General features: G+C 71.2%; 20 protein-coding genes. 7 read left to right on the top strand and 13 right to left on the bottom strand.

From position 1 onward, the window contains the following. The first annotated feature begins 6 nt into the window (after positions 1-6). Complete coding sequence (locus ACIBI5_RS33145; RefSeq protein WP_397252669.1) at positions 7-801, top strand: thioesterase II family protein; 795 nt, start codon at positions 7-9, stop codon at positions 799-801. Then, entirely contained in the window at positions 792-1,430 is a 639-nt protein-coding gene (locus ACIBI5_RS33140) for a 4'-phosphopantetheinyl transferase family protein (RefSeq protein ID WP_397252668.1), read from the top strand. Before ACIBI5_RS33145 ends, ACIBI5_RS33140 begins: the two co-directional genes overlap by 10 nt. Here ACIBI5_RS33140 and ACIBI5_RS33135 read toward each other — a convergent pair. From ACIBI5_RS33135 to ACIBI5_RS33115, 5 genes are read right to left on the bottom strand one after another with little or no spacing between them, the layout of a single operon-like run. Then, positions 1,393-2,550, bottom strand: coding sequence for an acyl-CoA dehydrogenase family protein (locus tag ACIBI5_RS33135; RefSeq protein ID WP_397252667.1), 1,158 nt, complete (start codon positions 2,548-2,550; stop codon positions 1,393-1,395). The two genes, ACIBI5_RS33140 and ACIBI5_RS33135, sit on opposite strands and share 38 nt — an antisense overlap. Continuing rightward, on the bottom strand, positions 2,537-6,397 hold the full coding sequence (locus ACIBI5_RS33130; RefSeq protein ID WP_397252666.1) for an SDR family NAD(P)-dependent oxidoreductase: 3,861 nt from the start codon (positions 6,395-6,397) through the stop codon (positions 2,537-2,539). The genes ACIBI5_RS33135 and ACIBI5_RS33130 overlap by 14 nt, the downstream gene beginning before the upstream one ends. Next, the gene (locus ACIBI5_RS33125) at positions 6,394-11,100 is read right to left on the bottom strand and encodes an SDR family NAD(P)-dependent oxidoreductase (protein ID WP_397252665.1); all 4,707 of its coding nucleotides are present in this window, start codon (positions 11,098-11,100) and stop codon (positions 6,394-6,396) included. The genes ACIBI5_RS33130 and ACIBI5_RS33125 overlap by 4 nt, the downstream gene beginning before the upstream one ends. 41 nt (positions 11,101-11,141) lie before the next feature. Next, positions 11,142-11,885: an ABC transporter permease gene (locus ACIBI5_RS33120; protein WP_397252664.1), complete on the bottom strand. Its 744-nt coding sequence runs from the start codon at positions 11,883-11,885 to the stop codon at positions 11,142-11,144. A gap of 22 nt (positions 11,886-11,907) precedes the next feature. Beyond that, positions 11,908-12,744, bottom strand: coding sequence for an ABC transporter ATP-binding protein (locus ACIBI5_RS33115; RefSeq protein ID WP_379611814.1), 837 nt, complete (start codon positions 12,742-12,744; stop codon positions 11,908-11,910). A gap of 216 nt (positions 12,745-12,960) precedes the next feature. Between ACIBI5_RS33115 and ACIBI5_RS33110 the strand changes: the two genes are divergently transcribed. Further along, a complete protein-coding gene (locus ACIBI5_RS33110) occupies positions 12,961-13,614 on the top strand; it encodes a phosphotransferase (protein WP_397252663.1) in 654 nt (217 codons plus the stop codon). A 10-nt stretch (positions 13,615-13,624) separates the two neighbouring features. After that, entirely contained in the window at positions 13,625-14,572 is a 948-nt protein-coding gene (locus tag ACIBI5_RS33105) for an NAD(P)H-dependent flavin oxidoreductase (RefSeq protein ID WP_397252662.1), read from the top strand. On the opposite strand, the gene ACIBI5_RS33100 is transcribed toward ACIBI5_RS33105, so the two are convergent. Together ACIBI5_RS33100 and ACIBI5_RS33095 are read right to left on the bottom strand one after the other, a co-directional pair. Further along, positions 14,567-16,738, bottom strand: a complete 2,172-nt coding sequence (locus tag ACIBI5_RS33100) for an alpha/beta fold hydrolase (RefSeq protein ID WP_397252661.1) — start codon at positions 16,736-16,738, stop codon at positions 14,567-14,569. The two genes, ACIBI5_RS33105 and ACIBI5_RS33100, sit on opposite strands and share 6 nt — an antisense overlap. After that, a complete protein-coding gene (locus tag ACIBI5_RS33095; RefSeq protein ID WP_397252660.1) occupies positions 16,735-17,460 on the bottom strand; it encodes an ABC transporter ATP-binding protein in 726 nt (241 codons plus the stop codon). The genes ACIBI5_RS33100 and ACIBI5_RS33095 overlap by 4 nt, the downstream gene beginning before the upstream one ends. 108 nt (positions 17,461-17,568) lie before the next feature. Between ACIBI5_RS33095 and ACIBI5_RS33090 the strand changes: the two genes are divergently transcribed. Together ACIBI5_RS33090 and ACIBI5_RS33085 are read left to right on the top strand one after the other, a co-directional pair. Continuing rightward, positions 17,569-18,639 carry a sensor histidine kinase gene (locus tag ACIBI5_RS33090; RefSeq protein WP_397252659.1) on the top strand — a complete coding sequence of 357 codons (1,071 nt, stop codon included), beginning with the start codon at positions 17,569-17,571 and terminating at the stop codon, positions 18,637-18,639. Then, a complete protein-coding gene (locus ACIBI5_RS33085) occupies positions 18,591-19,235 on the top strand; it encodes a response regulator (RefSeq protein WP_397252658.1) in 645 nt (214 codons plus the stop codon). The genes ACIBI5_RS33090 and ACIBI5_RS33085 overlap by 49 nt, the downstream gene beginning before the upstream one ends. A 5-nt stretch (positions 19,236-19,240) precedes the next feature. On the opposite strand, the gene ACIBI5_RS33080 is transcribed toward ACIBI5_RS33085, so the two are convergent. Both ACIBI5_RS33080 and ACIBI5_RS33075 read right to left on the bottom strand, forming a co-directional pair. Next, on the bottom strand, positions 19,241-20,812 hold the full coding sequence (locus tag ACIBI5_RS33080; RefSeq protein ID WP_397252657.1) for an ABC transporter permease: 1,572 nt from the start codon (positions 20,810-20,812) through the stop codon (positions 19,241-19,243). A gap of 2 nt (positions 20,813-20,814) precedes the next feature. Further along, positions 20,815-21,843, bottom strand: coding sequence for an ATP-binding cassette domain-containing protein (locus tag ACIBI5_RS33075; RefSeq protein WP_397252656.1), 1,029 nt, complete (start codon positions 21,841-21,843; stop codon positions 20,815-20,817). A gap of 132 nt (positions 21,844-21,975) precedes the next feature. Here ACIBI5_RS33075 and ACIBI5_RS33070 point away from each other — a divergent pair, with 132 nt between their 5' ends. After that, positions 21,976-23,121 carry a calcium-binding protein gene (locus tag ACIBI5_RS33070; RefSeq protein ID WP_397252655.1) on the top strand — a complete coding sequence of 382 codons (1,146 nt, stop codon included), beginning with the start codon at positions 21,976-21,978 and terminating at the stop codon, positions 23,119-23,121. Positions 23,122-23,408: 287 nt separating this feature from the next. Here the strand turns inward: ACIBI5_RS33070 and ACIBI5_RS33065 are convergent, their stop codons facing one another. The 4 genes from ACIBI5_RS33065 to ACIBI5_RS33050 form a co-directional block, all read right to left on the bottom strand. Continuing rightward, positions 23,409-23,714 carry a hypothetical protein gene (locus ACIBI5_RS33065; protein ID WP_397252654.1) on the bottom strand — a complete coding sequence of 102 codons (306 nt, stop codon included), beginning with the start codon at positions 23,712-23,714 and terminating at the stop codon, positions 23,409-23,411. Between the two features lie 130 nt (positions 23,715-23,844). Next, positions 23,845-24,354: a hypothetical protein gene (locus tag ACIBI5_RS33060; RefSeq protein ID WP_397252653.1), complete on the bottom strand. Its 510-nt coding sequence runs from the start codon at positions 24,352-24,354 to the stop codon at positions 23,845-23,847. Between the two features lie 24 nt (positions 24,355-24,378). Continuing rightward, positions 24,379-24,630, bottom strand: coding sequence for a hypothetical protein (locus tag ACIBI5_RS33055; RefSeq protein WP_397252652.1), 252 nt, complete (start codon positions 24,628-24,630; stop codon positions 24,379-24,381). A 189-nt stretch (positions 24,631-24,819) separates the two neighbouring features. Next, positions 24,820-25,533, bottom strand: a complete 714-nt coding sequence (locus ACIBI5_RS33050; RefSeq protein ID WP_397252651.1) for an endonuclease/exonuclease/phosphatase family protein — start codon at positions 25,531-25,533, stop codon at positions 24,820-24,822. Positions 25,534-25,536: the final 3 nt, after the last annotated feature.

Here is a 25,536-nt window from a genome sequence, read left to right as displayed (position 1 = left end):
CCCCCCATGACCGTCAACGACGTGATGAGCACGGACGCGCTCAACCGTTGGCTGCCCTTCCGCACGCAGACCGGCGCCGAACCCGGCGCGCTCCCGCTGTACTGCCTGCCCCACGCGGGCGGCGCGGCCTCGGCCTTCCGCCTCTGGCAGCGCAAGCTGCCGGGGGTGGCGGTCCAGCCGGTGCAGCCGCCCGGCCGGGAAGCCAGGCACAAGGAGCCGGCCTACGAGCGGATGGGGGCCCTGGTCTCCGATCTGGCGGATGTCGTCCTGGCCGACGTGGAGCTGAACGCCGCCGGGCGGCGCTATGCGCTCTACGGGCACAGCCTCGGCGCGCTCGTGGCGTTCGAGCTGGTCAGGGAGATCCGGCGGCGGGGCGGGCCGGAGCCGGTGCACCTGTTCGTCTCCGGCTGCGACGCGCCGCAGGTCACTTACGAGGACGGCCAGCCGGTACGCACGATGACCAGGCCGCAGCTGGTGTCGTTCCTGCGCGGGCTCGGCGGCACGCCGGAGTGGCTGCTCAGTGACGAGGGCGCCATGGCGATGATCCTGCCGGCCATCCAGGCCGACTTCACGATCAAGGAGACCTACACGTACGCGCAGGAGCCGCCCCTGGACCTGCCGATCACCGCGCTGCCGAGCACCAGGGACCCGCGCATCGCCGAGTCGAAGGTGATCGGCTGGCGGGACCAGACCGCGGCGGCGTTCGTGCTGCGGCCCTTCGACGGCGGCCACTTCGCCGTCTTCGAGCAGGCCATGCTCACGCACCGCATCCTCGCGGAGGCGCTGCGGCCGTGGGTGTGAAGGTGTGGAAGGTGCACCTCGACCGGCCGGGCATGCCCGGCTGGTCGGCCCTTTCCGAGGCCGAGTGCGAGCGGGCGCTGCGCTTCGCCGACCCCCTGGAGCGCCGCCGCTGGGTGGTGGCGCGCTCGACGCTCAAGCGGATCCTGGGCGAGCTGTGCGGCATCCCCGCCGCCCGGCTCGCCTTCAGCACGGAGGACGGCGGCCGCCCCCGCCTCGACCACCGCGGCCTGGACTTCAATCTGTCGCATTCGGGGGAGTGGGCGCTGATCGCCGTCGCTCCCGAGGGCCGGCGGGTGGGCGTCGACGTCGAGCGCATCAGCTCCGACGCCGACATCCTGGATCTGGCCGCGCGCATGTACCAACCGGAGGAAGCCGAGCGCGTCCGCGCGGCGGGCGCGCCCGAGTTCTTCCGGCTGTGGACCGCCAAGGAGGCCTACATCAAGGCCACTGGCGTCGGCCTGGCCGGGCTGCGCGACACGCGGGTCACCCCGGCATACGAAGGGAGCGCGGCCCTGGTGGGCTCGCGCTCCCTTGACGGTGAGTGGCCGGTGCGGTGGCTGGACGTGGCGCCCGGCTACGCCGCGGCCCTCGTCACGACCGCTTCGACACCGGAACCACGTACCGGCTGAAGACCAGGTCGCGCAGGACGTCGTCGCCGCCCTCCACGATCGAGACGTAGCGCATGTCGCGCGTCAGCTTGCCGATGACCGACTCGTGCGTGTAGCCGAGCCCGCCGAACATCTCCGACGCCGCCGAGGCGATCTGCCAGCCGGTCTGGCCGCAGAACATCTTCGTGGTCAGCGCCTGCTTGAGCGTGCCGACGCGCAGGAACTCCTCGCCGGCGTCCGGCCTGGCCGCCACCTCGTCGTACGCCCGCGCCGCCGCCAGGCACTGGTTGGCCATGACCTCGATCTGCATCTCGAACTGGCCGAGCCGGGAGGCGAAGACCGCGTTGTTGGCCAGCGGGGCGCCCTTGACCTGCTTGGCCTTGCCGTACTCCATGCAGACGTCGCGGATGCGGCGGGCGATGCCCAGCGCCGTGGTGGCGATGAGGATACGGCTGGCGTTCAGGCCGATCTCCAGCAGGCGCAGGCCGTTGCCGCGCAGCACGTTGGCCGCGGGCACGCGGACGCCCGACAGGGAGACCTGGTAGGTGGCCGACGAGCGCAGGCCGATGACGTCCCAGCGCTTGTCGATCCTGACGCCGGGGGTCTCGCGCGGGACCAGGACGGCGAGGTAGCCCGCCGGGTCGTCCTGGGCGCGCGCGACCACGACGAGGAAGTTCGCGAAGCCGGTGTTGGTGGAGAACGCCTTCTCGCCGTCGAGCACGATCTGGTCGCCTTCGCGGCGGGCCGTGGTGGTGATCCTGGCCAGCTCGCTGCCGGCGGCGTGCTCGCTGCCCAGGGTCGCCGCGTAGCCGCCGTTGACCAGCGGCTTCAGGTGACGCTCCTTGAGTTCGGCGCTGCCGTACCAGGAGACCATGCTCGTCGTCAGGACCGGGATGAAGAGCGTGAAGGCCACCCCCGCGTCGGCGTAGGCCAGCTCGGCGGTGATCCGCACGCTCTCTTCCAGGCCGAGACCCAGCCCGCCGCTCTCCTCGGGCAGCCACCAGTTCGCCAGGCCGGTCTCCGCGAACCGCTCGTAGAGCGGCAGCGGAGCCTCGGCCAGCGAGTCGAGGTAGGCGTCCTTGCCCAGGAGTTCGCGGCGGGCGAAGGCCTGTACCGTCCGCAGGTACTCAGGCTGCTTCATCCTCGTCCCTCGCGTCGAGGAGTGCGGCGAGCTGGCGGACCGTCGGGCACTCCAGCAGTCCCGTCACCGGGATCGAGGCGCTCACGGCCCGGCGGATGCGGGTAGTCAGCTCGATCGCCAGCAGCGAGTGGCCGCCGAGCTCGAAGAAGTTGTCCAGCGCGCCGATCGGCTCGATGCCGAGGACCCGTGACCAGATGTCGGCCAGCGTGGTCTCGGTGCCGGGGGCGGGCTCGACGTAGGCGTTGTTCAGCTCGGGCCGTGGGTGGCGCTCCTGCTCGTCGAAGTCGCCGTCGGTGTCGTGGATGTCGCCGGTCACCCACTGCGCGATCCGCGTCTCCAGCCAGCCCGTCGAGATGACGAAGTGCCCGGCGCGGTCGGCCGCGGACAGCGTGCGCTCGAAGACGTCCACGCCCTCGGCGGGCGCCATCGCGTAGCCGACCACGGCCTCGCTGTGGCCCTCGACCCGGTCGGGGTCGATCGCCCAGGTGTCCCAGTCGACGGTGACCCACCGGCCCTCGCCCGCCGTCCTGGCCTGCCTGACGTAGGCGTCCAGGGCGGCGTTGGCCGCCGCGTACGGCGCCAGCGTCATCCCGCCCAGCACCGAGGCGATGGACGACAGCGTGATCCGGCGCTCCGGGCATCGATCGCCCAGGACCTTCTGCAGCACGTGGAACCCGGTGACCTTGGCGGCCAGGTGGGCGTCGCACTGCTGGCGGTCCATGAGGTGGGCGAAGTTGAAGTACGCCCCGTCCTGCACCCCGGCGCCGTGGACCACGACGTCGATGGTGCCGAACCGGCCGACCGCCGCCTTGACCACGGCCGCCATCTGCTCCTCGTTCGCCACGTCCGCCGACAGCGGGAGCACCGTGGCGCCCCTCGCCTCCAGGTCGCGGATGTTGCGGATGTGCCGCGAGGTACGGTCCCCGTCGTGCGCTTCCAGGTAGGCGTCCCAGTCCTCGCGCGGCGGCAGCGGGGAGCGGGCGGTCAGCACGAGGCGGCAGCCGTATGTGCTGGCCAGGTGGCGGGAGAGCACCAGGCCCACGTCGCCGAGACCGCCAGTGATGAGGACGGTGTCGCCGTCGCGGATCGGGCGCGCCTCGCCCTCGGGCTCGGTGATGGGGTGCTGGTCGTAGGCGCGCACGAACGTCTCGCCGGCGCGCACGGCCATCGGCCCCTCGTAGGGGGCGACGGACGCGGCCAGGATCTGGGCGGCCAGCAGGTGCAGGCCGTCCTCGGCCACCTCGTCGGCGTCGATGTGCCGCGCGCGCAGCCGGGGGTTCTCCTGGGCCAGGCTCGGGGCGAGGGCCGCGAGCGTGGAGTGCTCGGGGTGGCGCAGGTCGGCGCCGGCCACGCCCACCGCCTGCGAGGTCAGCAGCACCAGCTCCGCGCGCGGGGCCGAGCCGGTGTTGTCCACCAGTTCCCTGGCCAGCGCGAGAACGGAGTAGAAGCCGCGGTTCTGCTCGGTGGTGAAGTGTTCGACGGGGTCGCCGTCCGCCTCGGGACTGGCGAGGCTGAAACCGTGCACGATGGCGCGCGGGCCGGCCACGAGGGAGTAGATCAGCTCGGCCACGTCGTCGGGCTTGTCCACCCGGATCGTGAAGTCGCCGGCGTCGTCCTGCTCGAAGCGCTCGCCTGGCCGTACCGCCGTCACCTCGGCGCCGGCCTGGTTCAGCCGCCCGACGAGCGCCTCGCCGCGCGCGTCGGCGGAGAACACCAGCCACGGCCCCGCCAGCCTGAGCTGCTCGTCCAGGTCGGTGGTGGACAGCGGACGCTGCTTCCACGTGGGCAGGTAGGTCCACTGGGAGCGGTCGAAGTTCTTGCCCTCGGCGACCGGCGCCTGCGCCTGGCCGGGCAGCGGCTTGACCCAGAACCTGCGCTTCTGGAAGGGATAGGTCGGCAGCAGCACGCGCCGCCCCTCGCCCTTGTGCAGCGCGGGCCAGTCGACGGTGACGCCGCCCTGCCACAGCCTGGCCAGCGCGGCCAGCACCCACTCGGCTGCCGACAGGTCGCCGTCGGGCTCGACCACGAGCTCCTCGACGCCGTTGGCCTGGTCCTTGCCGTCGCGCAGGGTCCGGATGCCGAGCGCGGTCAGGCTGTAGGCGAACGCGGTGAGCGCCGCCTCCCGGCCGCTCGCGTCGTCCTCACCCGCCGTCTCGTCCGGTACGGCCCGCAGCTTGGCGGCCGCCTCCCCGGTGGCCAGCTCGGTGGCGGCGGCGCGCAGGTCGGCCCACCAGCTGTCCGGGACCTCACCCGCGGGCCGGATCAGCTTGACCTTGGCGTGGCGGCGCTGCGTCTTGCCGTCGATCCAGCGCGACGGGTCGGACAGCGCGGCGATGGCGTCGGCGCGGTCGCGGACGACGACCGCCCGGCGCTTGGCGAAGCCGCCGCGCGAGACCTGGAGCGTGTAGGCCACGTCGGCCAGGTCCACGCCGTCCTCGTCCTCCAGGTAGCGGCGCAGCTGGGTGGTCACGTCCGTGAGGGCCTGGTCGTCGCCGCCCGAATACACCAGCAGGTGCGGGCCGGGACGCGCCGGCCGCTCCTCGCGGGGCGGCGCCTGCTCCAGGACGACGTGCGCGTTCGTGCCGCCGAGGCCGAACGAGCTGACGCCCGCCCGCCGCGGGTGCGGGCCCTCGGGCCAGGGCTGGTGCTCGGTCAGGACGGTGAACCGGTCCTGCGCCGAGGCCAGCGCCGGGTTGGGCGTCTGGTAGTTGGGGGTGCCGGGCAGCAGCTCGTTCTTCAGGTTCATGGCCGCCCGCATCAGGCCGGTCACGCCCGAGGCGCGGTCGAGGTGGCCCAGGCTCGGCTTGACCGAGCCCAGCACGCACGGCGTGTCACGGCCGGTGCGGAAGACGCGGTTCATGGCCGCCAGTTCGATCGAGTCGCCCAGCATGGTGCCGGTCGCGTGGCACTCGACGTAGCCGACCGTCTCGGGTTTGACCCCGGCCACGCCCAGCGCGGACTCGATCACCTCGGCCTGGCCCTCCACGCCCGGCGCGGTGTAGCCGGCCCGCATGCGGCCGTCGTTGTTGGCGGCCGAGCCCAGGATCACCGCGTGGATCACGTCGCCGTCGGCCAGCGCCTCCGACATGCGCTTGAGCGCGACCACGCCGGCGCCGCTGCCCATCACGGTGCCGCCCGCCTCGGCGTCGAAGCTGCGCACGATCCCGTCGGGCGACATGATGCCGCCCTGCTCGTACAGGTAGCCGGAGGGCTGGGGCAGCGGGGTGAAGGCGCCGCCGGCCAGCGCGATGTCGCACTCGTAGGTCAGCAGGCTCTGGCAGGCCAGGTGGACGGAGACCAGCGAGGTCGAGCAGAACGTCTGGACGGAGATCGCCGGGCCGCGCAGGCCCAGCTTGTAGGCGACCAGCGAGGCGAGGGAGTCGCGCTCGTTGCCGACCGCCATGAGCAGCGCGCCGCCGGGCTGGTAGATGAGGTGGTTGATGTTCTTGACGATGTAGTCGGGGAAGCCGCAGCCGCCGAACACGCCCACCTGTCCGGGTACGTCCGTCGGGCAATAGCCGGCGCTCTCCAGCGCCTCCCACGAGCACTCCAGGAAGAGCCGGTGCTGCGGGTCCATGGACTCCGCCTCACGGGGGTTGATCCCGAAGACCGAGGCGTCGAACATCGCCAGGTTGTCCACCGGCCCGCCGACGCGGACGTAACGGGGGTCGGCCAGCGTGCCGGGCTCGGCGCCCGACTCCGTCAGCTCCTCCTCGGTGATCTTCCGCAGGCCCTTGACGCCGGCCAGCAGGTTGCTCCACAGCTCATCGACGTTGCTCGCCCCGGGGAACCGCCCGGACATCCCGATCAGCGCGATGGCTGAGTCATAGTCGGTGGTCTCCGTCATACGTTGTTCCTCCCACTCCTGAGCATGTTGCGGCGCTGCGCGATCCTGGAGCGCTGCTGGTCCCTGCCGTCGTCCTGCTCGTCGTCGTCACCGCTGTCCTGCGCGGTGGCGGCCTCGGCCAGGGAGGCCACCGTGGGCGCCTGGTAGAGGATGTGCGGCGGCAGGTACGACAGCTCCAGGGCCTTCCTGACGTCGGCGATGATCTCCATGCCGAGCAGCGAGTTGCCGCCGAGCTCGAAGAAGTTGTCATGGATGCCGACCTGCTCCAGGCCGAGCGCTTCCTCCCAGACCTCGACGATCTTGGTCTCGGTCTCGCTCTGCGGCTCGACGTAGGCCGTCGACAGGTCCGGCCGGGGGTGCCTGCCGAACGCGTCGCGGATCTTCTTCACCGTCGCCTGGTGGCTCTCGATGGACGAGCGGCGGCTCATCGCCACCAGCGGGGCGAACTCCTGCGTGGAGGCCACCACGTGCCGCTGGCCGCTGGCCAGCACCCGCTGCAGCGTCTTCCAGCCGTCGTCGAACGACAGGCCGAACTGGCCGCGGTACCACTCGAAGTACTGCTTGGAGCCCTCGTCGTAGTTCTCCAGGCCGTCGGTCCAGCCGTTCCACTCCCACTCGCACCAGTCGATCGAGGCCAGCGCCACGCCGGGCAGCGCGTCGCTGAAGGCGAAGGAGTCCAGGAACGCGTTGGCCGCGCAGTAGTCCACCTGGCCGGCGCCGCCGCCGGTCGCCGAGGTGGTCGAGGAGAACAGCGCCAGGAAGTCCACCGGCACGTCCTTCAGCGCCTCGGCCAGTGCCAGCGTCCCGGCCACCTTCGGGGCCAGCACGCGTTCCATGTCGGCTCCGGTCTTGAACTGCATCAGGCCCACCGCGGGCACACCGGCCGCGTGCAGCACGCCGTTCAGCTCGCCGAAGCGGTCCAGGGTCTCGCGTACGGCCCGCCGTACGTCGGCCGGTTTGGAGACGTCGGCGGCGACCGTGAGCACCTCGATGCCCGCCGCCTGCAGGCGGCGCAGGCCCTCGATGCGCCGCCGCACCTCGTTCGCGGTGCTGTCGGCGGCCAGGATCTGGTTCCACTGGTCCTGCGGCGGCACCGGGGTGCGGCCGAGCAGGACGAGGCGGGCCCGGTAGTCCTCGGCCAGGCGCTCGGCCATGGCCAGGCCGATGCCGCCGAGACCGCCGGTCACCATGTAGACGCCGCCCTCGCGGACCGTCGCCGCGGGCGGGGCCTCCTCGATGTAGGCGGCGTCGAGCGCCTCGTAGTCGGGGATCCAGCGCCTGCCGCCGCGCAGCGCGACGACCTGGTCGGTCGGCTCGGTGAGTAGCTCGGACACGACCTCGCGGGCGCTGACCTCGTCGATGTCGATGAGGCGGGTCTTCACCCTCGGGTACTCGACCGGGATGAGCCGGGCGGGGCCGAGCAGGGTGCCGCGCTCCGGCGTCATGCGGTCGCCGGGCAGCACGTGGTGGCTGCCGCTGGTGACGATGTCCAGCCACCAGCCCGGCAGGCCCAGGTCGCCGGCGGCGCGGGCGAAGGCCACGATGCTGTACAGGCCGCGCTGCAGGCTGGTCTCGATCGGCTCGCTGCCGTGCTCGGCGTTCCACATGTGCACGATGCGTTCGGGCAGCCAGTCGCGGCCGTTGAGCTCGCGCAGCGCGGACACGGCGTCCTCGGGGGAGCCGGGCCGGACGGTCAGCACGTCGCCGTCGCTGGTGAAGCGGTCGCCGGGCCGTACCAGAACGATCTCGCGGCCCTCGGCGCGCAACCGCGCGGCGAGCGAGTCGGCGAGGCCGTCGTCGGTGTAGACGAGCCAGCGGGTGGCCTCGTCGGCGCGGGCGGGGCGGTGCGCGGTCTGCTTCCACACCGGCGTGTGGATCCACTCCGTGTCCGGCAGGCGCGGGAAGGCCTTGGCGATGCTCGTCGGGTCGCTCTCGTCGAACAGGGCCGCGCCGCTGCCGCCGCCCATCATGGGCGAGTTGAGGTCGATGTCGAGCCAGTAGTCCTGACGCTCGAACGGGTAGGTCGGCAGCGGTACGCGGCCCGGCCGCCAGCCCTCGTCGTCGTGGAGCACCTCCCAGTCGACCGGCACGCCGGTCAGCCAGAGGCGGCCCACCGCGGCGGCGACGGCGGCGTTGGCGTCCTGGCGGTCGCCGGCGGCGGGCAGCGTGGTGACGATCAGCGGCCACTGGTTGCGGTCACAGGCGGCGTGGCCGCGGGTCAGCGCGCCCAGCGACTGGCCGGGGCCGATCTCGGCGAGGGCCAGCTCGGGAACGCTCAGCACGTGCTCGAGACCGGCGCCGAACTCCACCGTCTCGCACATGTGGCGGGCCCAGTAGCCGGGGTCGGTGACGACCTCGGCGGTGGCGAGCTTGCCGGTGACGTTGCTGACGTAGGGGATCTCTGGGGCGTTGAGCGTGATGTTGTCGCTGATCCAGGTGGTGAGCTCGTCGGCGACGGGGGCCAGCATCCGGGAGTGGAAGGCGTGGGTGGTCTCCAGGCGCCGGTGGCCGATCTTGACCTCCAGCAGCTTCTCCATGGCCGACTCGACCGCCTCGACCGGTCCGGCCAGCACGACCTGCGAGCCGGTCCTGACGGCCACGTCCAGCTCGTCGGAGAACAGTGCGCCGAGAACCGTCTTCAGCCGGCGCTCGTCGGCGGCGACGGCGAGCATCGCGCCCTCGGGCTGCGAGGTGATCAGCTTGGCCCGGTAGGCGACCAGCTTCAGCGCGTCCTCCAGCGACAGCACGCCCGACAGGCACGCGGCCACGTACTCGCCGAGGCTGTAGCCGACCATGACCTCGGGCCGCACGCCCCAGCGGATGAACTGACGGGCCAGCGCGTACTCGGCGACGAAGACGGCCGGCTGGACCAGGTGCGCCTCGGTGGCGGAGGCGGGCGCCGGCGCGGCGCGGCCCAGCAGCCTGGCCAGGTCGCCGGCGGTGTCCTCGTTCTCGCCCGAGGGGGTCACGAAGATGTCCGACAGCTGGCCGGGCTCGGTCAGGCCGAGCACCGTCAGGCACTCGTTGACGTCGGCGCGGTAGGCGGGCTCCTCGGCGTACAGGTCGGCGACCATGCCCGGGTACTGCTCGCCGACCCCGGCGATGAGGAACCCGGCCTTGCGGCCGACCGTCGCGTCGTTACGGCCCAGCGAACCGGCCGGGTCGGCCAGCCGGGAGGCGGCCTCGCCGGTCGAGTCGGCGATGACGATCTTGCGGTGGTTGAAGACGCGGCGGCCCAGCTGCAGCGTGTAGGCCACGTCGCCGAGGTCCACGTCGTTGTCGCGCAGCCGTTCCGCCAGCCTGGCGCAGGAGTTCTCCGCGGCGGCGGCCGACTTGGCCGAGACGGGCAGGATCTGCCAGCGGCGGGCGCGCTGCTTGCGCGGCGCGGGCACCGGCGCCTCGGTGAGGATGACGTGCGCGTTGGTCCCGCCCATGCCCAGCGAGCTGATGCCGGCGATGCGCTTGCGCTCGGCCGCGCGCGGCCACGGGGTGTTCTCCGCCGTCACGCGGAACGGGCTGTTGTCGAAGTCGATCTCCGGGTTGGGGGAGGTGTAGTGCAGCGTCCCCGGGATGAGCTCGTGGCGCAGCGACTGGATCACCTTGATCAGGCCGGTGACGCCGGAGGCGCGGTCGAGGTGGCCGACGTTCGGCTTGATCGAGCCGAGCACGCAGTACTGCTTCTTCTTCGTCTGGCCGAAGGCCCGCGTGAGCGCGGCGGCCTCCATCGGGTCGCCGACCTCGGTGGCGGTGCCGTGCGCCTCGACGTAGGAGACGTCGTTGGGGTCCACGCCCGCCCGCTTCAGAGCGGCGGACACGCAGCGGCGCTGGCCGTCGATGCTCGGGGCCAGGTAGCTGAACTTGATCGCGCCGTCGTTGTTGATCGCCGAGCCGCGGATCACCGCGAGCACGGTGTCGCGGTCGCGTACGGCGTCGTCCAGCCGCTTCAGCGCGACCACCGCCGCGCCGTCGCCGAACATGCTGCCGCGGCCCTGCGCGTCGAAGGTGCGCACGTGCCCGTCGGGCGACTCCTGGCCGCCCTCCTCCCACAGGTAGCCCATGCGGTCGGGGATGCGCACCGAGACGCCGCCGGCGATGGCCATGTCGCACTCGCCGCGGCGCAGGCTCTCGCCGGCCAGGTGGACGGCCACGAGGGAGGTCGAGCAGAACGTCTGCACCGACAGGCTCGGGCCGTTCAGGTCCAGGCGGAAGGAGACGTTCGTGGCCAGGGAGTCCTTGTCGTTGCCGATCATCAGGGCGGAGGTGTCGATGCCCATGTTGAACGCGCCGAGCCGGGTGAGGAGGTAGCCGCTGATGTTCATGCCGGCGAAGACGCCGACGCTGCCGCGGCCGTCGGTGGGGGCGTACCCGGCCGACTCCAGCACCTCCCAGACGCACTCCAGGAAGATGCGCTGCTGCGGGTCGGCCAGCGTCGCCTCGCGCGGGTTGTAGCCGAAGAACGCGGCGTCGAACCCCTTGATCCCCTCCAGGATCGGCCGGATGCGCACGTAGTTCGGCTGCTGGAACGTCGCGGGGCTGACGCCGGACTCGATCAGTTCCTCGTCGGTGAACGTCGTGAACGACTCGGCGCCCGAGCTGATGTTGCGCCAGAACGTCCCCACGTCGGAGGCCCCTGGGAACCGGCCGGCCATGCCGATGATCGCGACATCGGATTCGCCCGGTGAGTGGTGCTGGTCCATCAACATGCCCCTCTTCACGGAATTGGCTTGTGCTTCTGGTCGGGCCCTTACATCAACTTGCCGCGGCTCCAGCCGCGGGCCAGCCGCCGGGCGGCGAAGGTGCCGGCCAGCAGGCCGATCGCGAGCAGGACGGAGGCGGGCAGCAGCATCGCCGACTCGTTGCCGGCGACCGCGGCCTGCAGCATCGAGAGGGCCCAGTACCCGGGCGAGGCGTGACCGGCGATCTGCGCCCATTCCGGCATGATGCTGAGCGGCACCAGGGCGCCGCCGAGCGAGCTGAGCGTCAGCGCGCCCACGTCGGAGATCACGCTGAGCTCGCCGTGGCTGCGCACCAGCGTGGCCAGCGCGGCGCCGATCGCCAGCAGCGCGAAGGCCCAGATGAGGATGGCCAGCGCCACCCACCAGGGTTCGGCGGGCAGCGGCAGGCCGATGGCGATCACGCCGTAGATCACCAGGATGGTCTGCTGCAGGACCATGACCAGGAAGATCGGGAAGGTCTTGCCGACGAGCAGTTCGATCGCCGGCGCCCGGCTGACCCGCAGCCGGTCCCAGGTACGCCAGGTGCGCTCCGACAGGATGGAGTTGCCGGCCAGCCCGATCGCGAAGACCGAGAACATCACCATCAGGCCGGTGGCCACCTGGGTGGAGCCGGCGTCCAGCGCCCTGACGTACAGGGGCTTGAGCACCAGCATGAGCACCATCGGCATGGCGATGTAGCTGATGATCTGGCCGGGGTCGCGCAGGCGGACGATCCAGTTGTGCCGCGCGATGGCGGCGATCCGGTAGAACATGCCCCCCGCTCGGGGAGCGGCGTCAAGAAGCATCGCGGGCCGCCAGCGAGTGGTAGAGGTCGTCCAGGGACGGGTTGCGCAGGTCGACCGCGCTGACCGGGCGCTCGGCCCGGTTGAGCAGGTCGATGAGCGTGGCCGTGGGCTCCGTGGTGGAGACGCTGATCTCCTCCTCGTTGTCCAGCGTGAGGCGTACCTCGCCGGGCAGGCCCTCGATCAGTTCGTCGTAGGTGCCCCGGGCGATCACGCGCCCGTCGCGGGCGACCGCGATCGTGGCCTGAAGCTCGGTGATCTCCGGGAGGTAGTGGGTGGTGTACACGACCGCCGCGCCCTCGCCGGCGCGCTGTTTGACGACGTCGAGGATCGCCTGCCTGGTCTCCAGGTCGGCGCCCGCCGTCGGCTCGTCCAGCAGCATCAGCCGCGGGCGGTGGATGAGCGCGGTCGCGGCCTGGATACGGCGCTGCTGCCCGCCGGAGAGCCGGCCGGTGCGCCGGTCCATGAGGTCGGTGAGGCGGAGCAGTACGGCGAGGTCGTCGATGGCGGAGTCCAAGGCGGCGCGTCGCAGCCCGCCGAGCCGGCCGAACAACACCAGGTGTTCGCGGACCGTCACGGTGGGATAGAGCGCGATGTGCTGGGGCGCCACACCGACCTGGCCGCGCACGTCGGCCGGCGGCTTGCCGTCGATGGTCACGTGGCCGCTGTCCTGGCGCAGCAGGTTGGAGACGATCTCCACGAAGGTCGTCTTCCCCGCCCCGTTGTGCCCGACCAGTCCGACGATCTCGCCGGACGCGACGCTCAGGGTGAAACCGTCCAATGCCGTGACCGGGCCATAACGCTTGACAAGATCGACTACTTCCAGCAACGCGCACCTCCTCAGGTGCCTTATTGAATGCAGCCCAATAATTCGATTTAAATCGGCTGTCGTCGCCACCATAGCCCCATATGCATTTGGCGGCTTATGGCAGGAAGTTCTCTGCGAATACTGGACATCAGGGCAGGTGAGCGTTGTCACTGGCCACTAGTTACCGCAATTTCTGGCCAGTGCGGTTTTTGCCGATCCGTGCTTAGGCTTAATGGCATGCATGCGGGAAACCTGATCGCTTCCGGCCGTGACTGCCACATCCTGGCCTCCGGCTCCGGCAAGGTCATCCGGCGCGCCCGCGACGGCCGCAGCCTTGAGCGCGAGGCGTCGATCATGCGGCACGCGCGGCGGCACGGCTTCCCCGCTCCCGAGGTGTACGACGCCGACGGCCCCGACATCCTCATGGAGCACCTCGACGGGGTGAGCGTGGCCGACGACGCCCGCGCTCACCCGAACCACCTGCCCGGCCACGGCCGCCTGCTCGCCGGGCTGCTCACCAGGCTCGGCGCGATCCGCGCCCCCGGCTGGCTGCCGGCCGCCGACGGCTGCCCCGGCAACCGCCTGCTCCACCTGGACCTCCACCCGGCCAACGTGCTGCTGACCGCCGACGGCCCCACCGTCATCGACTGGGCCGACGCGGCCAGGGGCGCCGCCGCGGCCGACGTGGCCTCGACGTGGATCGTGCTGGCCTCGGCTCCGTTGGACCCGGCGCTGGAAGAGCTGCGCCCCGACCTGCTGGCCGCCTTCCTCGACCACGTCGACACCGACGCGGCCCGCCGCTACCTCCCGGTTCTGGGATCGCGCCGCAGGGACCACGAACACACGGGCGAGGCGGAAGGCGCCAGGATCACCGCCCTCCTCACCCTCTAGCCTGGAGTGCATGCGTACCTGGGTGACCGAGCGGTTCGGGCGGGAGGTGCCCTTGGTCGGGGCGCCGATGGCCGGTGCGGGCGGGGGACGGCTGGCCGCGGCCGTGTCCGGAGCCGGGGCCCTGGGGATGTTCGGGGTGGGCTCGTCGGACACGCCGGAGTGGATCGCGGAGCAGGCGGTGATCGCGGGAGCGGGCGGCCTGCCGTTCGGGATCGGCCTGATGGCCTGGACGCTCCCCGGCAACCCGGCGCAGGTGGACGCGGTGATCGCGGCGCGGCCGAGTCTGGTGTCGGTGAGTTTCGGGGACTACGCGCCGTATGTGGCGCCGTTGCGGGCAGCGGGAATCACCGTCGTGACGCAGGCGGGCACCACGCGGGAAGCCGTTGAGGCCGAGCGCGCCGGGGTGGACGCCGTCGTGGCGCGTGGCGGCGAAGGCGGCGGGCACGGCAGGGACACGGTGGCCACGTTGCCGCTGCTGCAGAGTGTGCTGGACGCGGTGAGCGTGCCCGTGCTGGCCGCCGGAGGCATCGCGGGCGCGCGGGGACTGGCCGCCGTGCTGGCCGCGGGCGCCGAGGGAGCCTGGGTGGGAACGGCGTTCCTGGCCTGTACGGAGGCGCGGGGGTCCGCCCCGGCCAAGCGGCGGATTCTCGAAGCGGGTGAGGAGGACACCGCCTACGGGCGGGTGTTCGACGTGGCCCAGCGGCTCGCGTGGCCCCGGGAGTACGGCGGCCGCGCCCTCCGCAACCACTTCTTCGACACCTGGCACGGCCGCGAACGCGAACTGGCCGAGGACGAGCAGGCGGCGGCGGAACTGAGGACGGCCCGCGCCGCCGGCGACTACGACACCGCCTGCATCTACGCCGGCCAGTCGGCCGGCATGGTGCGCGAGGAGCGCCCCGCCGCCGCGGTCGTCGCCGGCTTCGCCGAGGCGGGGGAGCTCCTGCGCCGCTGGTCATGACCGGCAGACGGCCCCGGGCGGAGGCAGCTTCAGCCAGGTCAGATACCTGTTGACGTGCCCGATCGTGCAGGGCTCCGCGCTGAGGTAGAGGCCGTGGCCATGGCCGTCGAAGCGGATCGTCGCCGAGCCCGGCACCTGCCTGACCAGTTGGTCCACGTCAGGCTCGGTCCAGCTCGCGGCGCCGAGCAGGGGCGGCAGGCCGGTGGACGGCAGCGGCTGGGGCGGGTTACCCGGCGGCTCGGGCCAGCCGGGGCAGGCGAGACCGTGCCAGAGCTCGTGCTGCGGGTAGCTGGGCGCCAGCCGTTCGTTGCGGCTTCTGGCTTCGGTGAAGTCGGCGTATTCGCGGAAGCCGATGCCGTCGAGGCAGTGGGTCATGTTCATGCCGACCGGCGACGGCGGTTTCAGGCTGCCGGTGCCCGCCTTGACGTAGTCGGCGAAGCCGGACGCGTCGCCCGCCCTGGCCAGCACGATCGCCTTGGCCAGCTCCTTCCAGCGGAAGTGGTCGGTGCCGGGAGAGATGAAGTGGGGCCCGGCGGCGATCTGGACGTCGAAGCCGTCGTAGGAGACCTGCCGGCCCCTGACCGGGATGCGCTTCGCCGAGGCCACCTCCCGCCAGGCCTTGGCCACGTCCTGGCCGTTCAGCACGCACTCGGTGGTGCCCGCGCACCACGCGGCGAACTTGACGAGCTGCCCTTCCATCACCTGGTGGCGCAGGCGCCGCTGGTTCAGCAGGTTGACCGCGCCGTCGAGGACCATGGCGCGTACCCGGGAGGGGAACAGGCGGGCGTAGTTCGTGGCGGTGACGCCGCCATAGGAGGTGCCGAGGAAGCTGAGCCGTTCCTCGCCCAGCGCGATCCTGATCGCCTCGACGTCCCTGGCCACGGAGGCCGAACCGAGGTTGCCGAACAGCTCGGGGTCCCGGGCGCGGCACTCCTCGGCCGCCGCCCGGTTGACCGCGGCCTGGCGGTCGAACTCCGCCTCGTTGGACGGCAGCCGGATCCAGGGACCGCCCAGCAGGCAGTCCTTGGACAGGATGCCCAGGTCCAGGCCGTTGCGCGGGGTGAAGCTGATCACGTCGAAACGCTGACGGAGCTGGGCGAAGGCCGCGCCCTTCTTCTCCAGGTCCTCGATGCCGGAACCACCGGGGCCGCCGGGCAGGGCGAAGAGCGTGCCGATCCGGCGGTGGGCTCCGGTGGCGGGCAGCCGTACCAGGGGGAGGGTGATCTTTCGCCCCTGCGGTTTGTTCCAGTCCACGGGCACCTGTACGGCCCCGCACTCCATGTCCTTCTTGCAAGGCCGCCAGGCGAAGTCCGACGCCTGCGCGGGCTGCGCCACGACGACCGTGGCCAGCAGGATGCCGGTGGCGGCGAGCCCGGCGATCATCGGGTGCGTCCTTCTGCCCCTGAGCGCGATCGCGACCGCACCCGCGCTCAGCGCAGCGACCGGGTAGGCCAGCAGCAGCGCCAGCGCCGCGACCGGCGGCAGCAGCCCGTCGCCCACGAGACGGTCGAGCATGACCGAGCCGACCCGCGCCTGCCACGGCTGCGGCAGCGTGGCGGCAGCGGTCGGCAGCACGAGCACGATCATGATCAGGACCACCAGCGTCCCGGCCGTGGAGCGCACCACGGCCCCGATGCCCAGCCCGACCAGCGTCACCAGCCCGATGGCCACGCCCGACAGCAGCACGCCGCTCAGCACGCCCGGCTCCGACAGCGGCGTGCCCAGCGTGCGCCCGTCCATGAGCACGTGCCCGGCGTGCCCGCCCAGCATCGCCATCGCGCCGTAGTGCATGGAGAACGCCAGCACCTGCCCGGCCACCAGCCCCACCCCGAGCAGCACCGGAACCTTGGCCAGCAACAGCACGTGCCGCTTCGGCACCACCGTCAGGCTCGTCCGGATCTGCCCGGTGGAGTATTCGGCGGTCACCGCCAGCGCGCCCAGCACGCCCATGACGAAAAGCGCCACCTGCAACCCCGGCCCGAGACCGTCGCCGATGCCGGTGAACCGCATCCGGTCCGCCGCCTCCTGCCCGGCGAAGCCGCGTACCACCATGGCCGCCAGCCCGACGCTGATCAGCACCGACAGCAGCGAGGCCGCCAGCAGCCAATGGTTCGAGCGCAGCGTGCGGAACTTCATCCATTCCGCCGCGATCGCGTCCCCGATCATGCCCGTCCCCCCGCCGCGAACTCCACGCTGGCCTCCGTAAGCTCCATGTACGCGTCCTCCAGCGACCCGAACCGCCCGACCAGCGAGGCCATCGAGGCGTCCTCGATCAGCCGGCCCCGCCCGATGAGCACCACGTGCGCGGCCGTCTTCTCCATCTCGCCCATCAAGTGGCTGGACACCAGCACCGTGCGACCCTCGCCGGCCAGCGTGCGCAGCACCCCGCGGATCCACCGGATCCCCTCCGGGTCCAGCCCGTTGACCGGCTCGTCGAACATCAGCACCCCCGGATCGCCCAGCAGCGCCACCGCGATGCCGAGCCGCTGCCGCATGCCGAGCGAGAACCCGCCCACCCGCCGCCCCGCGACCCCCGCCAGTCCCACCAGCTCCAGCACCTCCTCCACCCGCCGGGCGCCGATGCCGTTGCTGCGCGCCACGCACGCCACGTGCGCGCGCGCCGTGCGCCCGCCGTGCACGGCGGACGCGTCCAGCAACGCGCCGACCTGCTCAAGCGGCCTGCCGGTCATGCCGTACGGCCGGCCGTCCACCAGCGCGATGCCCGCGTGCGGCGCCTCCAGGCCGACCACCGCGCGCATCGTGGACGACTTTCCGGCGCCGTTCGGTCCCAGGAACCCGGTCACCTGGCCGGGTTTCACGGCGAAGGTCAGCTCGTCGACCGCGACGGCGGCGCCGTACTTGATGGTGAGCCCATGTATCTCGATCACCGCTCCAGGCTCGCGCGCCGCGTACGCGCAGGCCATGGGCGCACTCCCCCTCCGGGGGGTAGGCCTAGGCCTACCGACGCACCGCCCGGGAGAGGGCAGACTGCAGGGGTGGAGAGGATCGGACGGGGCTGGGCGGTGCGCGCCGCGCTCAACGTGCTCACCGGGGTGGCGGCGCTGGCGCTGCTGCTCGCGCTGCCGTTCGCGCCGCGCCCGATCCTGCGCGCCGCCCGCACCCTGGGCCGGGTACGCGAGCCGGACCCCGGCGACCTGCGCGTCATCGCCTGGCTGGCGGCGCACGGGGTGATGGGACCCGGCACCGTCCTGGCGATCGGCAGCATGCTCTCGATGATCGGGGTCATCTGGAGGGTCTACACCCCGTACCCGTCGAAGAACCTGACGATCGCGTTCACGCTGTCGATCATCGCGATCACCCTGCTCAGCGCGCTGACCGCCTACACCTCCCTCCGCGTCCAGGACTATCTGGCGCTGCTGCTGCTCGGCGAGACGCCCGAGGCGCGGCGCATCAGGGAGCTGACCGCCTCCCGTGCCGCCGCCGTCGACGCGCAGGCCGCCGAACTGCGCAGGATCGAACGCGACCTGCACGACGGCGCCCAGGCCAGGCTCATCGCCATGCGCATGAACCTCGGCCTGGCCAGGAAGAGCACCGACCCCGCCCTGACCCGCGAACTCGTCGAGGAGGCCTGGCGCTCGGCCGCCCAAGCTCTGGACGACCTGCGGGGCCTCGTCCGCGGCATCCACCCTCCGGTGCTCGCCGACCGCGGCCTCACCGGCGCGATCCGGGCCGCCGCGATGCTCTGCCCGGTGCCGGTCGAGCTCGACCTCGACCTGCCCGGCCGCCCCGAGGCGCCGGTGGAGTCCGCGCTGTACTTCGCCGCCGCCGAGGCCCTCTCCAACGTGGCCGCTCACAGCCAGGCCACCCGCGCGTGGGTACGGCTGCGCTACCCCGGCGACCGAATCAGGCTCACCGTCCGCGACGACGGCCGGGGCGGCGCGTGGCCTTCCGCCGGTACGGGCCTGCTCGGCATCGAACGCCGCCTGTCCGCCTTCGACGGCACCCTCACCGTGGCCAGCCCCGCCGGCGGGCCGACAGAACTGACCATGGAGTTGCCGTGCGCGTTGTCATCGCGGAAGATCTCGCACTCCTCCGGGACGGCCTGATCCGCCTGCTGTCCACGCACGGTTTCGAGGTGGTCGAGGCGGTCGACAACGGCCCGATGCTGCTCGCCGCCCTGCTCAAGCACCGCCCCGACGTGGCCGTCGTCGACGTACGGCTCCCGCCCACCCAGACCGACGAGGGCCTGCGCATCGCCCTTGAGGCCCGCCGCCGGGTGCCGGGGCTGCCGGTGCTGATCCTGTCGCAGTACGTGGAGCAGCTCTACGCCCACGAGCTTCTGTCCGACCGATCCGGTGGCGTGGGCTATCTGCTGAAGGACCGGGTCGGGGATGTCGAGCAGTTCGTCGACTCGGTCCGTACGGTCGCCGCCGGCGGCACCGCCATGGACGCCGAGGTCATCGCCCAGCTCCTCACCAGGCGCGGGCGGGACGAGCCGCTGGCCGGCCTGACGCCGCGGGAGCAGGAGGTGCTGGGGCTGATGGCCGAAGGCCTGTCCAACCATGCCATCGCCGCCCGGCTCGTGGTCACAGAGAAGGCGATCGGCAAGCACACGTCCAGCATCTTCGCCAAGCTCGGGCTGCCGCCCAGCGACGACCAGAACCGCCGGGTGCTGGCGGTTCTGGCCTACCTGGAGTCCTGACGTACTCAGACCAGGGCCCTGCGGTTGAGGGCGGTCAGCCCCGCGGCGGTGAGCGCCGCGGTGAGCGCGGTCATGATCAGGAGGGGAACGGCGCTGAAGTTCTCGCCCGACAGGACCATCGGCAGGTTGGGGAACGGGACGAAGTACTTGGCGATCCAGTAGTCGATCCCGATGATCGGGCCGAGCACCTCGCCGAAGAGGTTGACGAACAGGAACGCGGCCCAGCTGATCGCGGCCGCCGCCTTGGGCAGCACCCCGAAGGCCAGCACACCCACCCCGGCCAGCACCCAGACGGCCGGGACCTGCACCAGCGTGCCGGGCAGCACCGACAGCGGGTCGCCGACGGCCACGCCCATCGCCAGGCCCGCGAGGCCCAGGATGACGACCGGCCCGGCCAGCGCGAACACCAGGTGGCTCCAGGCCCAGCGCAGGCGGCCCACGGGGTGGGCCAGCAGGAGTTCGGCGCGGCCGGTGGTCTCCTCGGCGCGCAGCCGTAGCAGGGCGAGCAGGGGGTAGAGGGCGGCGACGTAGCCGAGCGAGAGGCTGATCAGCCACAGGTACGCGTCGGTCATGCCGGCCTCGGGGGAGGCGGTGTAGCGGCGCAGGAACTCCTCGACCGAGGCGCCCTGGCGGGAGACTTCGGGGATCGACAGGGCCAGGGCGCCGAGCACCAGACCGGCGACGGCGTAGCCGATGCTCCAGCCGGTCAGCAGCCCCTTGTGCAGACGCCAGGCCAGGGCCAGTGGGGAGGACAGCCGGCGCGCGTGCGCCGGGCCGGGACGCTGGGCCAGGATGCCGTGGCCGAGATCGCGGCGGGCGTTGAGCCGGTACGCGGCCGCCATCGTGGCCAGCGAGAGGGCCAGGCTGGGCAGGAGCGCGGCCAGGTCGTTGGCGGCGTACGGCTGGACCAGGTGCGACCAGCCCTGCGGGGAGGCCCACTTCACCGCGTCGCCCGCGCCGCCGTCGGCGACGAAACGCAGCAGGTACGACAGGCCGAGACCCATGGCCGCCAGGCCGATCGCGGTCCTGGCGCCCTCGGTGAACTGGGCGGCCAGCGCGCCCACGCCGGTGAAGACGAGCCCGACGCCCGTGATGGCGGCGCCGAAGGCGAGCGAGCCGGTGACGTCGAAACCGAGCTTGATCATGGAGAACGCGGTGACGATGCCCGCCAGCAGCATGGAGGTGGCGGTGACGGCGAGCGCCGCCGTCAGCGGAGCCAGGCGGCCGATCACTCCGGCCCCGACCAGTTCGGCGCGGCCGGACTCCTCCTCGCCCCTGGTGTGCCTGATCACGGTGAGGATCGCGATCAGGGCGAGGATCGTGTAGATGGCGTCGGCGTTCTTCCAGACGGCCATGCCGGCGATCGAGGGGGAGTAGACCTCGCCGGCGAAGGCGGTCAGCGCCTTGTTGGCGGTCATCTCGCGGGCGAAGTCGGCTATGGACTGGGGCGTTTGGAAGGTCTGGGCGTACCGGTTGGCCTGGCCGGCGGCGAGGATCGCCAGCAGGAGGATCCAGGCGGGGGTGATGAGGCGTTCGCGGCGGATGACGAGCTTGATGAGGGTCCAGGTGCCGTGCATGGTCAGTTGCCCTTCCCGGCTGCGGGGTGGCTGCTCTTTCCTGCCGCGGAGTGGTTGTCCTTCTCTGCCACGGAGTGGTTGCCCTTTCCTGCCACGGAGTGGCTGGAATTCTCGGCCGCGGAGTGGCTGCCCTTCCCGGCCGCGGAGTGGCCGGATTTTTCGGCCGCGTAGTGGCGCATGAAAAGGTCTTCGAGGGAGGGTGGGGTGCTGGTCAGGCTGACGATGCCGGACTGGGCGAGGGTCAGCATGGTCGTGTCGAGGTCCTGGTCGTCGACCTGGAAGCTGATCTTCCGGCCGTTGGTGGTGAGGTTGCGGGCGGTGGGGAGCGCCGGGATTTTCCCCGAAATTTCGGCGGAAATCTGGGTCATGGTGAGGTGGCGAAGTTCGGACAGAGTGCCCGATTCGACCGTGTGGCCGGCGCGAATGATGCTCACGCGATCGCACAACGCCTCCACCTCCGACAGGATGTGCGACGACAGCAGCACCGTGCGGCCCAGCGCCTTCTGCTCGGCCACGCACTGCTGGAAGACCGCCTCCATCAGCGGGTCCAGGCCGGAGGTGGGCTCGTCCAGGATGAGCAGCTCGGCGTCGGAGGCGAACGCGGCCACCAGGGCCACCTTCTGCCGGTTGCCCTTGGAGTACGTCCTGGCCTTCTTGCGCGGGTCAAGCTCGAAGCGTTCCAGCAGCTCCGCGCGCCGCGTACGGTCCTGGCCGCCCCGGATCCGGCCCAGCAGGTCGATCACCTCGCCGCCGGTCAGCGACGGCCACAGGCTCACGTCGCCCGGCACGTACGCCAGCCGCCGGTGCAGCTCGGCCGCGTCCTTCCAGGGGTCGCCGCCCAGCAGGCGTACGGAGCCGGAGTCGGCCCGCATCAGCCCGAGCAGGATCCGGATCGTCGTCGACTTTCCTGAGCCGTTCGGGCCAAGGAAGCCGTGCACCTCACCGGTGTGGACGGTCAGGTCGAGCGCGTCCAGCGCGGGCGCCTTGCCGAAGCTCTTGTGAAGCCCTTGGACGGCTATCGCGGTGTTCATGTCGCTCCTCGAAGCGGGAATTCTTGCAGGTCAAAACGCTAGATTTCCCGGGCTTCCGGCGGTATCGGGCATCCGCCCTAACTGTCAGCAGGCTGCAAGTCCGGAGCAATGGGACGGGCGCACAGTCCGACCATGAGACCAGCCAGCAAGTTAGCCATGGCCGCCACGGCGGCCCTTCTCGTCGCGTTCGGAGCCTCGCCCGCGACCCCCGCCGCAGCCACCTCCGTCGCTTCCGGCACCTCCGCCACGTCCGGCACCTCCGCCACGTTCGGTGCTTCTGGCGCGGACACCTTCGCCCGGGTCATGTCCGGCGAGCTCGAGTACAAGGCCGCGCCCGGACAGGTCAACCATGTGACCTTCACCGCACCGGACGCCGACACCTACCTCGTGGACGACATCGTCCCCATCACTCCGCTGAACGGCTGCGCCCACCCCGACCCGGCCGACCTGACACTCGTCGAATGCACCGCCGCCGCCACGTTCAGCGGCCAGCTCATCATCGACGTCGGCGACCTGGACGACATCGTCAACCCGACCGGCCCCAACCATGCCCTGATCGGCCTCGGAGCCGGAAACGACGTGGCGTACGGATACCCGGGGAGCATCGGCTCGCTGGTGAGCGGCGGCACGGGCAATGACGTCATCCATTCCGGGCCGGGCCGTCACACCATCGACGGCGGCTTGGGCACCGACACCGTCAGCTACGCCTCCCGAGCAGCCGCGGTGACGGTGAAGCTGACAGCGTGCCCATGCGGCGAACCAGGAGAGAACGACGGCCTGCCCGGCATCGAGAACGTCACAGGCGGCTCAGGCAACGATCTCCTGGAGGGTACGGCAGCCGCCAACGTGCTGAGCGGCGGCGCGGGCGACGACACCATCATGGGCTGGGACGGCAACGACAGCATCTACGGCGGACTGGGCAACGACTTCGTCAGCGGCGTGAAGGGCAACGACACCGTGTCCGGAGGCTCCGGCGACGACGAGGTCTTCGGCGACTGGGACAACGACATCCTGTACGGCGACGCCGGCCACGACACGGTGTACGGCGGCCCGGGAGCGAACACGGTGACCGGCGGCAGCGGCAACGACACCCTGTACGGCGGCCCAGTGACAGACACCCTGAACGGCGGAACGGGTAGCGACACCATGGAGGCCGGAGCAGGCAACGACACGCTACGCGGCAGCTACGGCACCGACCACCTGGACGGCGGCACCGGAGCAGCCGACGACTGCGACGGCGGCCCCGACCCGGACACCGAAACCAACTGCGAAATCTAACCCAAAAGAAACTCCGCTACGCTCCGCGCGCCCTGCCCGAGGCCCGCCCCGGGCAAAGGTGCTCCGCTTCGCTCCGCGCGTTCTGTCTGGGGCCCGCCCGCTGCCCGCCTAAGTGCTTGGGCAGTTGGATCCCGCCCCGGACAAAGGTGCTCCGCTTCGCTCCGCCGCGTTCCGGTCACGCTATCGCCCGGCTCGATGGCACGCGCCTTGAAGCTCAGCACCAGTAACACGGCACAACCGGACCAGGCGGCCGCCCTCACCGTGGCCGCCTGGTCCGGCGTCATCGGTCAGTCAAGCGCCATGAAGCTGCCGACGTTGTCCACCCGGACTTCGCCGGGCTCGACCGGGTTGAAGATCCTGGTCCGGCATGCGGAGTCGGGGAACACCAGGATGGTCCCCTCGGTGGCATTGCGCACCAAGGAGCCGGCGCCGGTGCCTACGTGACACACGTGGGGCTGAGGGTTCTCGACGGTCTTTTGCGCGCCGCTCGGCGAGTGGAGGAACACGACGCCTGGTGCGGCGAAGGCGGGACCGGTGCCGACGAACGCGAGCGTCGCGGCGGCGGCCACCAGCATGAGGGGGATCGGGCGCATGAAGCTTCCCTTCTGTCGTTGGGATGGACTCCACAAGCCTTCACTCAATGCGATCGATCAGCTACTTTCCGTAACGCCACAGTGTGTATGCCCAGACCGCGAGGGCCGCGCCCCGAGCAGGCGAGAGACGCTAGATCGACATCCAGCAGTAGATCATTTGCTGTTCGTCCTGTGCTCGTCGCGCGAGACCCCTCAGCTCCTCGATCAGAGTGGCCAGGTATTCAGGGTCAGGTGTGCCGATGAACTCCTCGACCTGTGCCCACTGCTGCCCCAGCTCCGCCAGACGCTCATCGGGTATTCCGGCCAGCGTGTCGCGGACATCGGAAGTGAGTTCGTCGATTTCGGGCCCTTCCCGGTAAGGCGAGCTTTCGGGGAGCGCATCCAGCTCTTCGACAGTCCTGGGCGCGCCCTCGGGGGGAGGGTAGAGGACCGCGGTCGACACCAGATCCAAGGTGAACGGAACGTCCCTGACGAATGCGATGAGCTGCCCGAGGATGATCTGCGGGTCAATCCACTTCGCGTCCACGGAATCGAACACGGGCGCGTGGCGCACGGAATTGTCGATCGCGCGAGGCATATCTGGTCTGACCACGGCGGCATCCCTGTCCGGGGCCCGGTAGTAGTCGTAGAAGTTCCCCATGTGTTGTTCTCCTTATCCATGGGGTCATCGCAGGTGATCGCTCGCACTGGCCAGGGCTTCTTGGGCGAAGTGGCCAGGTGAAAAACGAGTCGCGCCGCGTATGATCCCGCCATTCCTGAAGACCTGAATCAGGGGGATCTTCGCAGAAGACTCCGACAACTTCCGGCCCATGCTCGGCTTGTCCCAAGCGATGGCAAGCGCGATGATCAACTTCTGCCGGAAGGGGTCATCTTTGAGGGTCTTCGCGAGCTGATTCTGGCGGGTGGACGCGTTCATGGGCGGCGACGTCAAGCTGCGCCGCGGCCCATCCTTTGCGCCTCAGGCTGATTGTCGGGAGCCGCGTCGCGTCCTGACGTCGTGGTTCTTGCTTTGCGCTCTTCGTTGGCCTCGGGTATTTGGGCGCCGGCAGCAACGGCATAACGGGTATTACCCGCGCAAGGCCCTGGCCGAGGGGTGGCAGCACACTTATGTGAGGGTCAGGTCGCAGGCCAGGCCGTAGTGGTCTGAGGGCCAGATGTTGTTGTGCGGGGTGGTGAAGGTCAGCCAGGTCCGGAGCGGCACGGCGCTGGTGAAGATGTAGTCCAGGCGTCTGGTGGGCTCGTCGGCGTACTGGCTGACGAAGGCGTTGTCCCGCGAGAACGTGTCGCCCGGCGTGCCGTCGCCCGCGGCGGTCCACGCGTCGGTGAAGAGCCCGCTCAGGTAGGTGATCTCTGGCGAGCCGGGAGTGGCGTTGAAGTCGCCCAGCAGGACCGCGGGGGGACCGGCCATGTGGGCGGTGATGAAGCGGGCCTGCTCCTGGCGGATGGCGCTGTGGCCGGGTTGCCAGTTCAGGTGGGTGACGTAGACGGGGAGGTCGCTGGCCTGGACGTAGAGGAGGGCTCTCGGCTCGTGGCCGGCCACGGGGAGGGGGATGTGGTGCTGGGCGGTGATGGGGAGGCGGGTCAGGATGGCGTTGCCCTGGATGCGGCCGTCTTCGGCGGTGAAGGCGGGGGCGTAGGCGATTTCGTAGCCTAGGTCGCCGGCTATTTCTTCTGCCTGGCAGCGGCCCTCGTGGCGCCAGACTTCCTGGAGGCCGATGACGTCCGGGCTGAGGTCGGTGAGTTCTTGGCGGATCAGGGCCAGGCGGGACGGCCAGGGGCCCTGTCTGCCCCAGACGTTCAGGGTGGCGACGCGGATCATGGC

It is taken from the genome of Nonomuraea sp. NPDC050540, from assembly GCF_044457485.1.
GTDB lineage: Bacteria > Actinomycetota > Actinomycetes > Streptosporangiales > Streptosporangiaceae > Nonomuraea.
The sequence above is the reverse complement of the archived record's forward strand: the minus strand, read 5'-3'. Positions and strand labels throughout refer to the sequence as shown.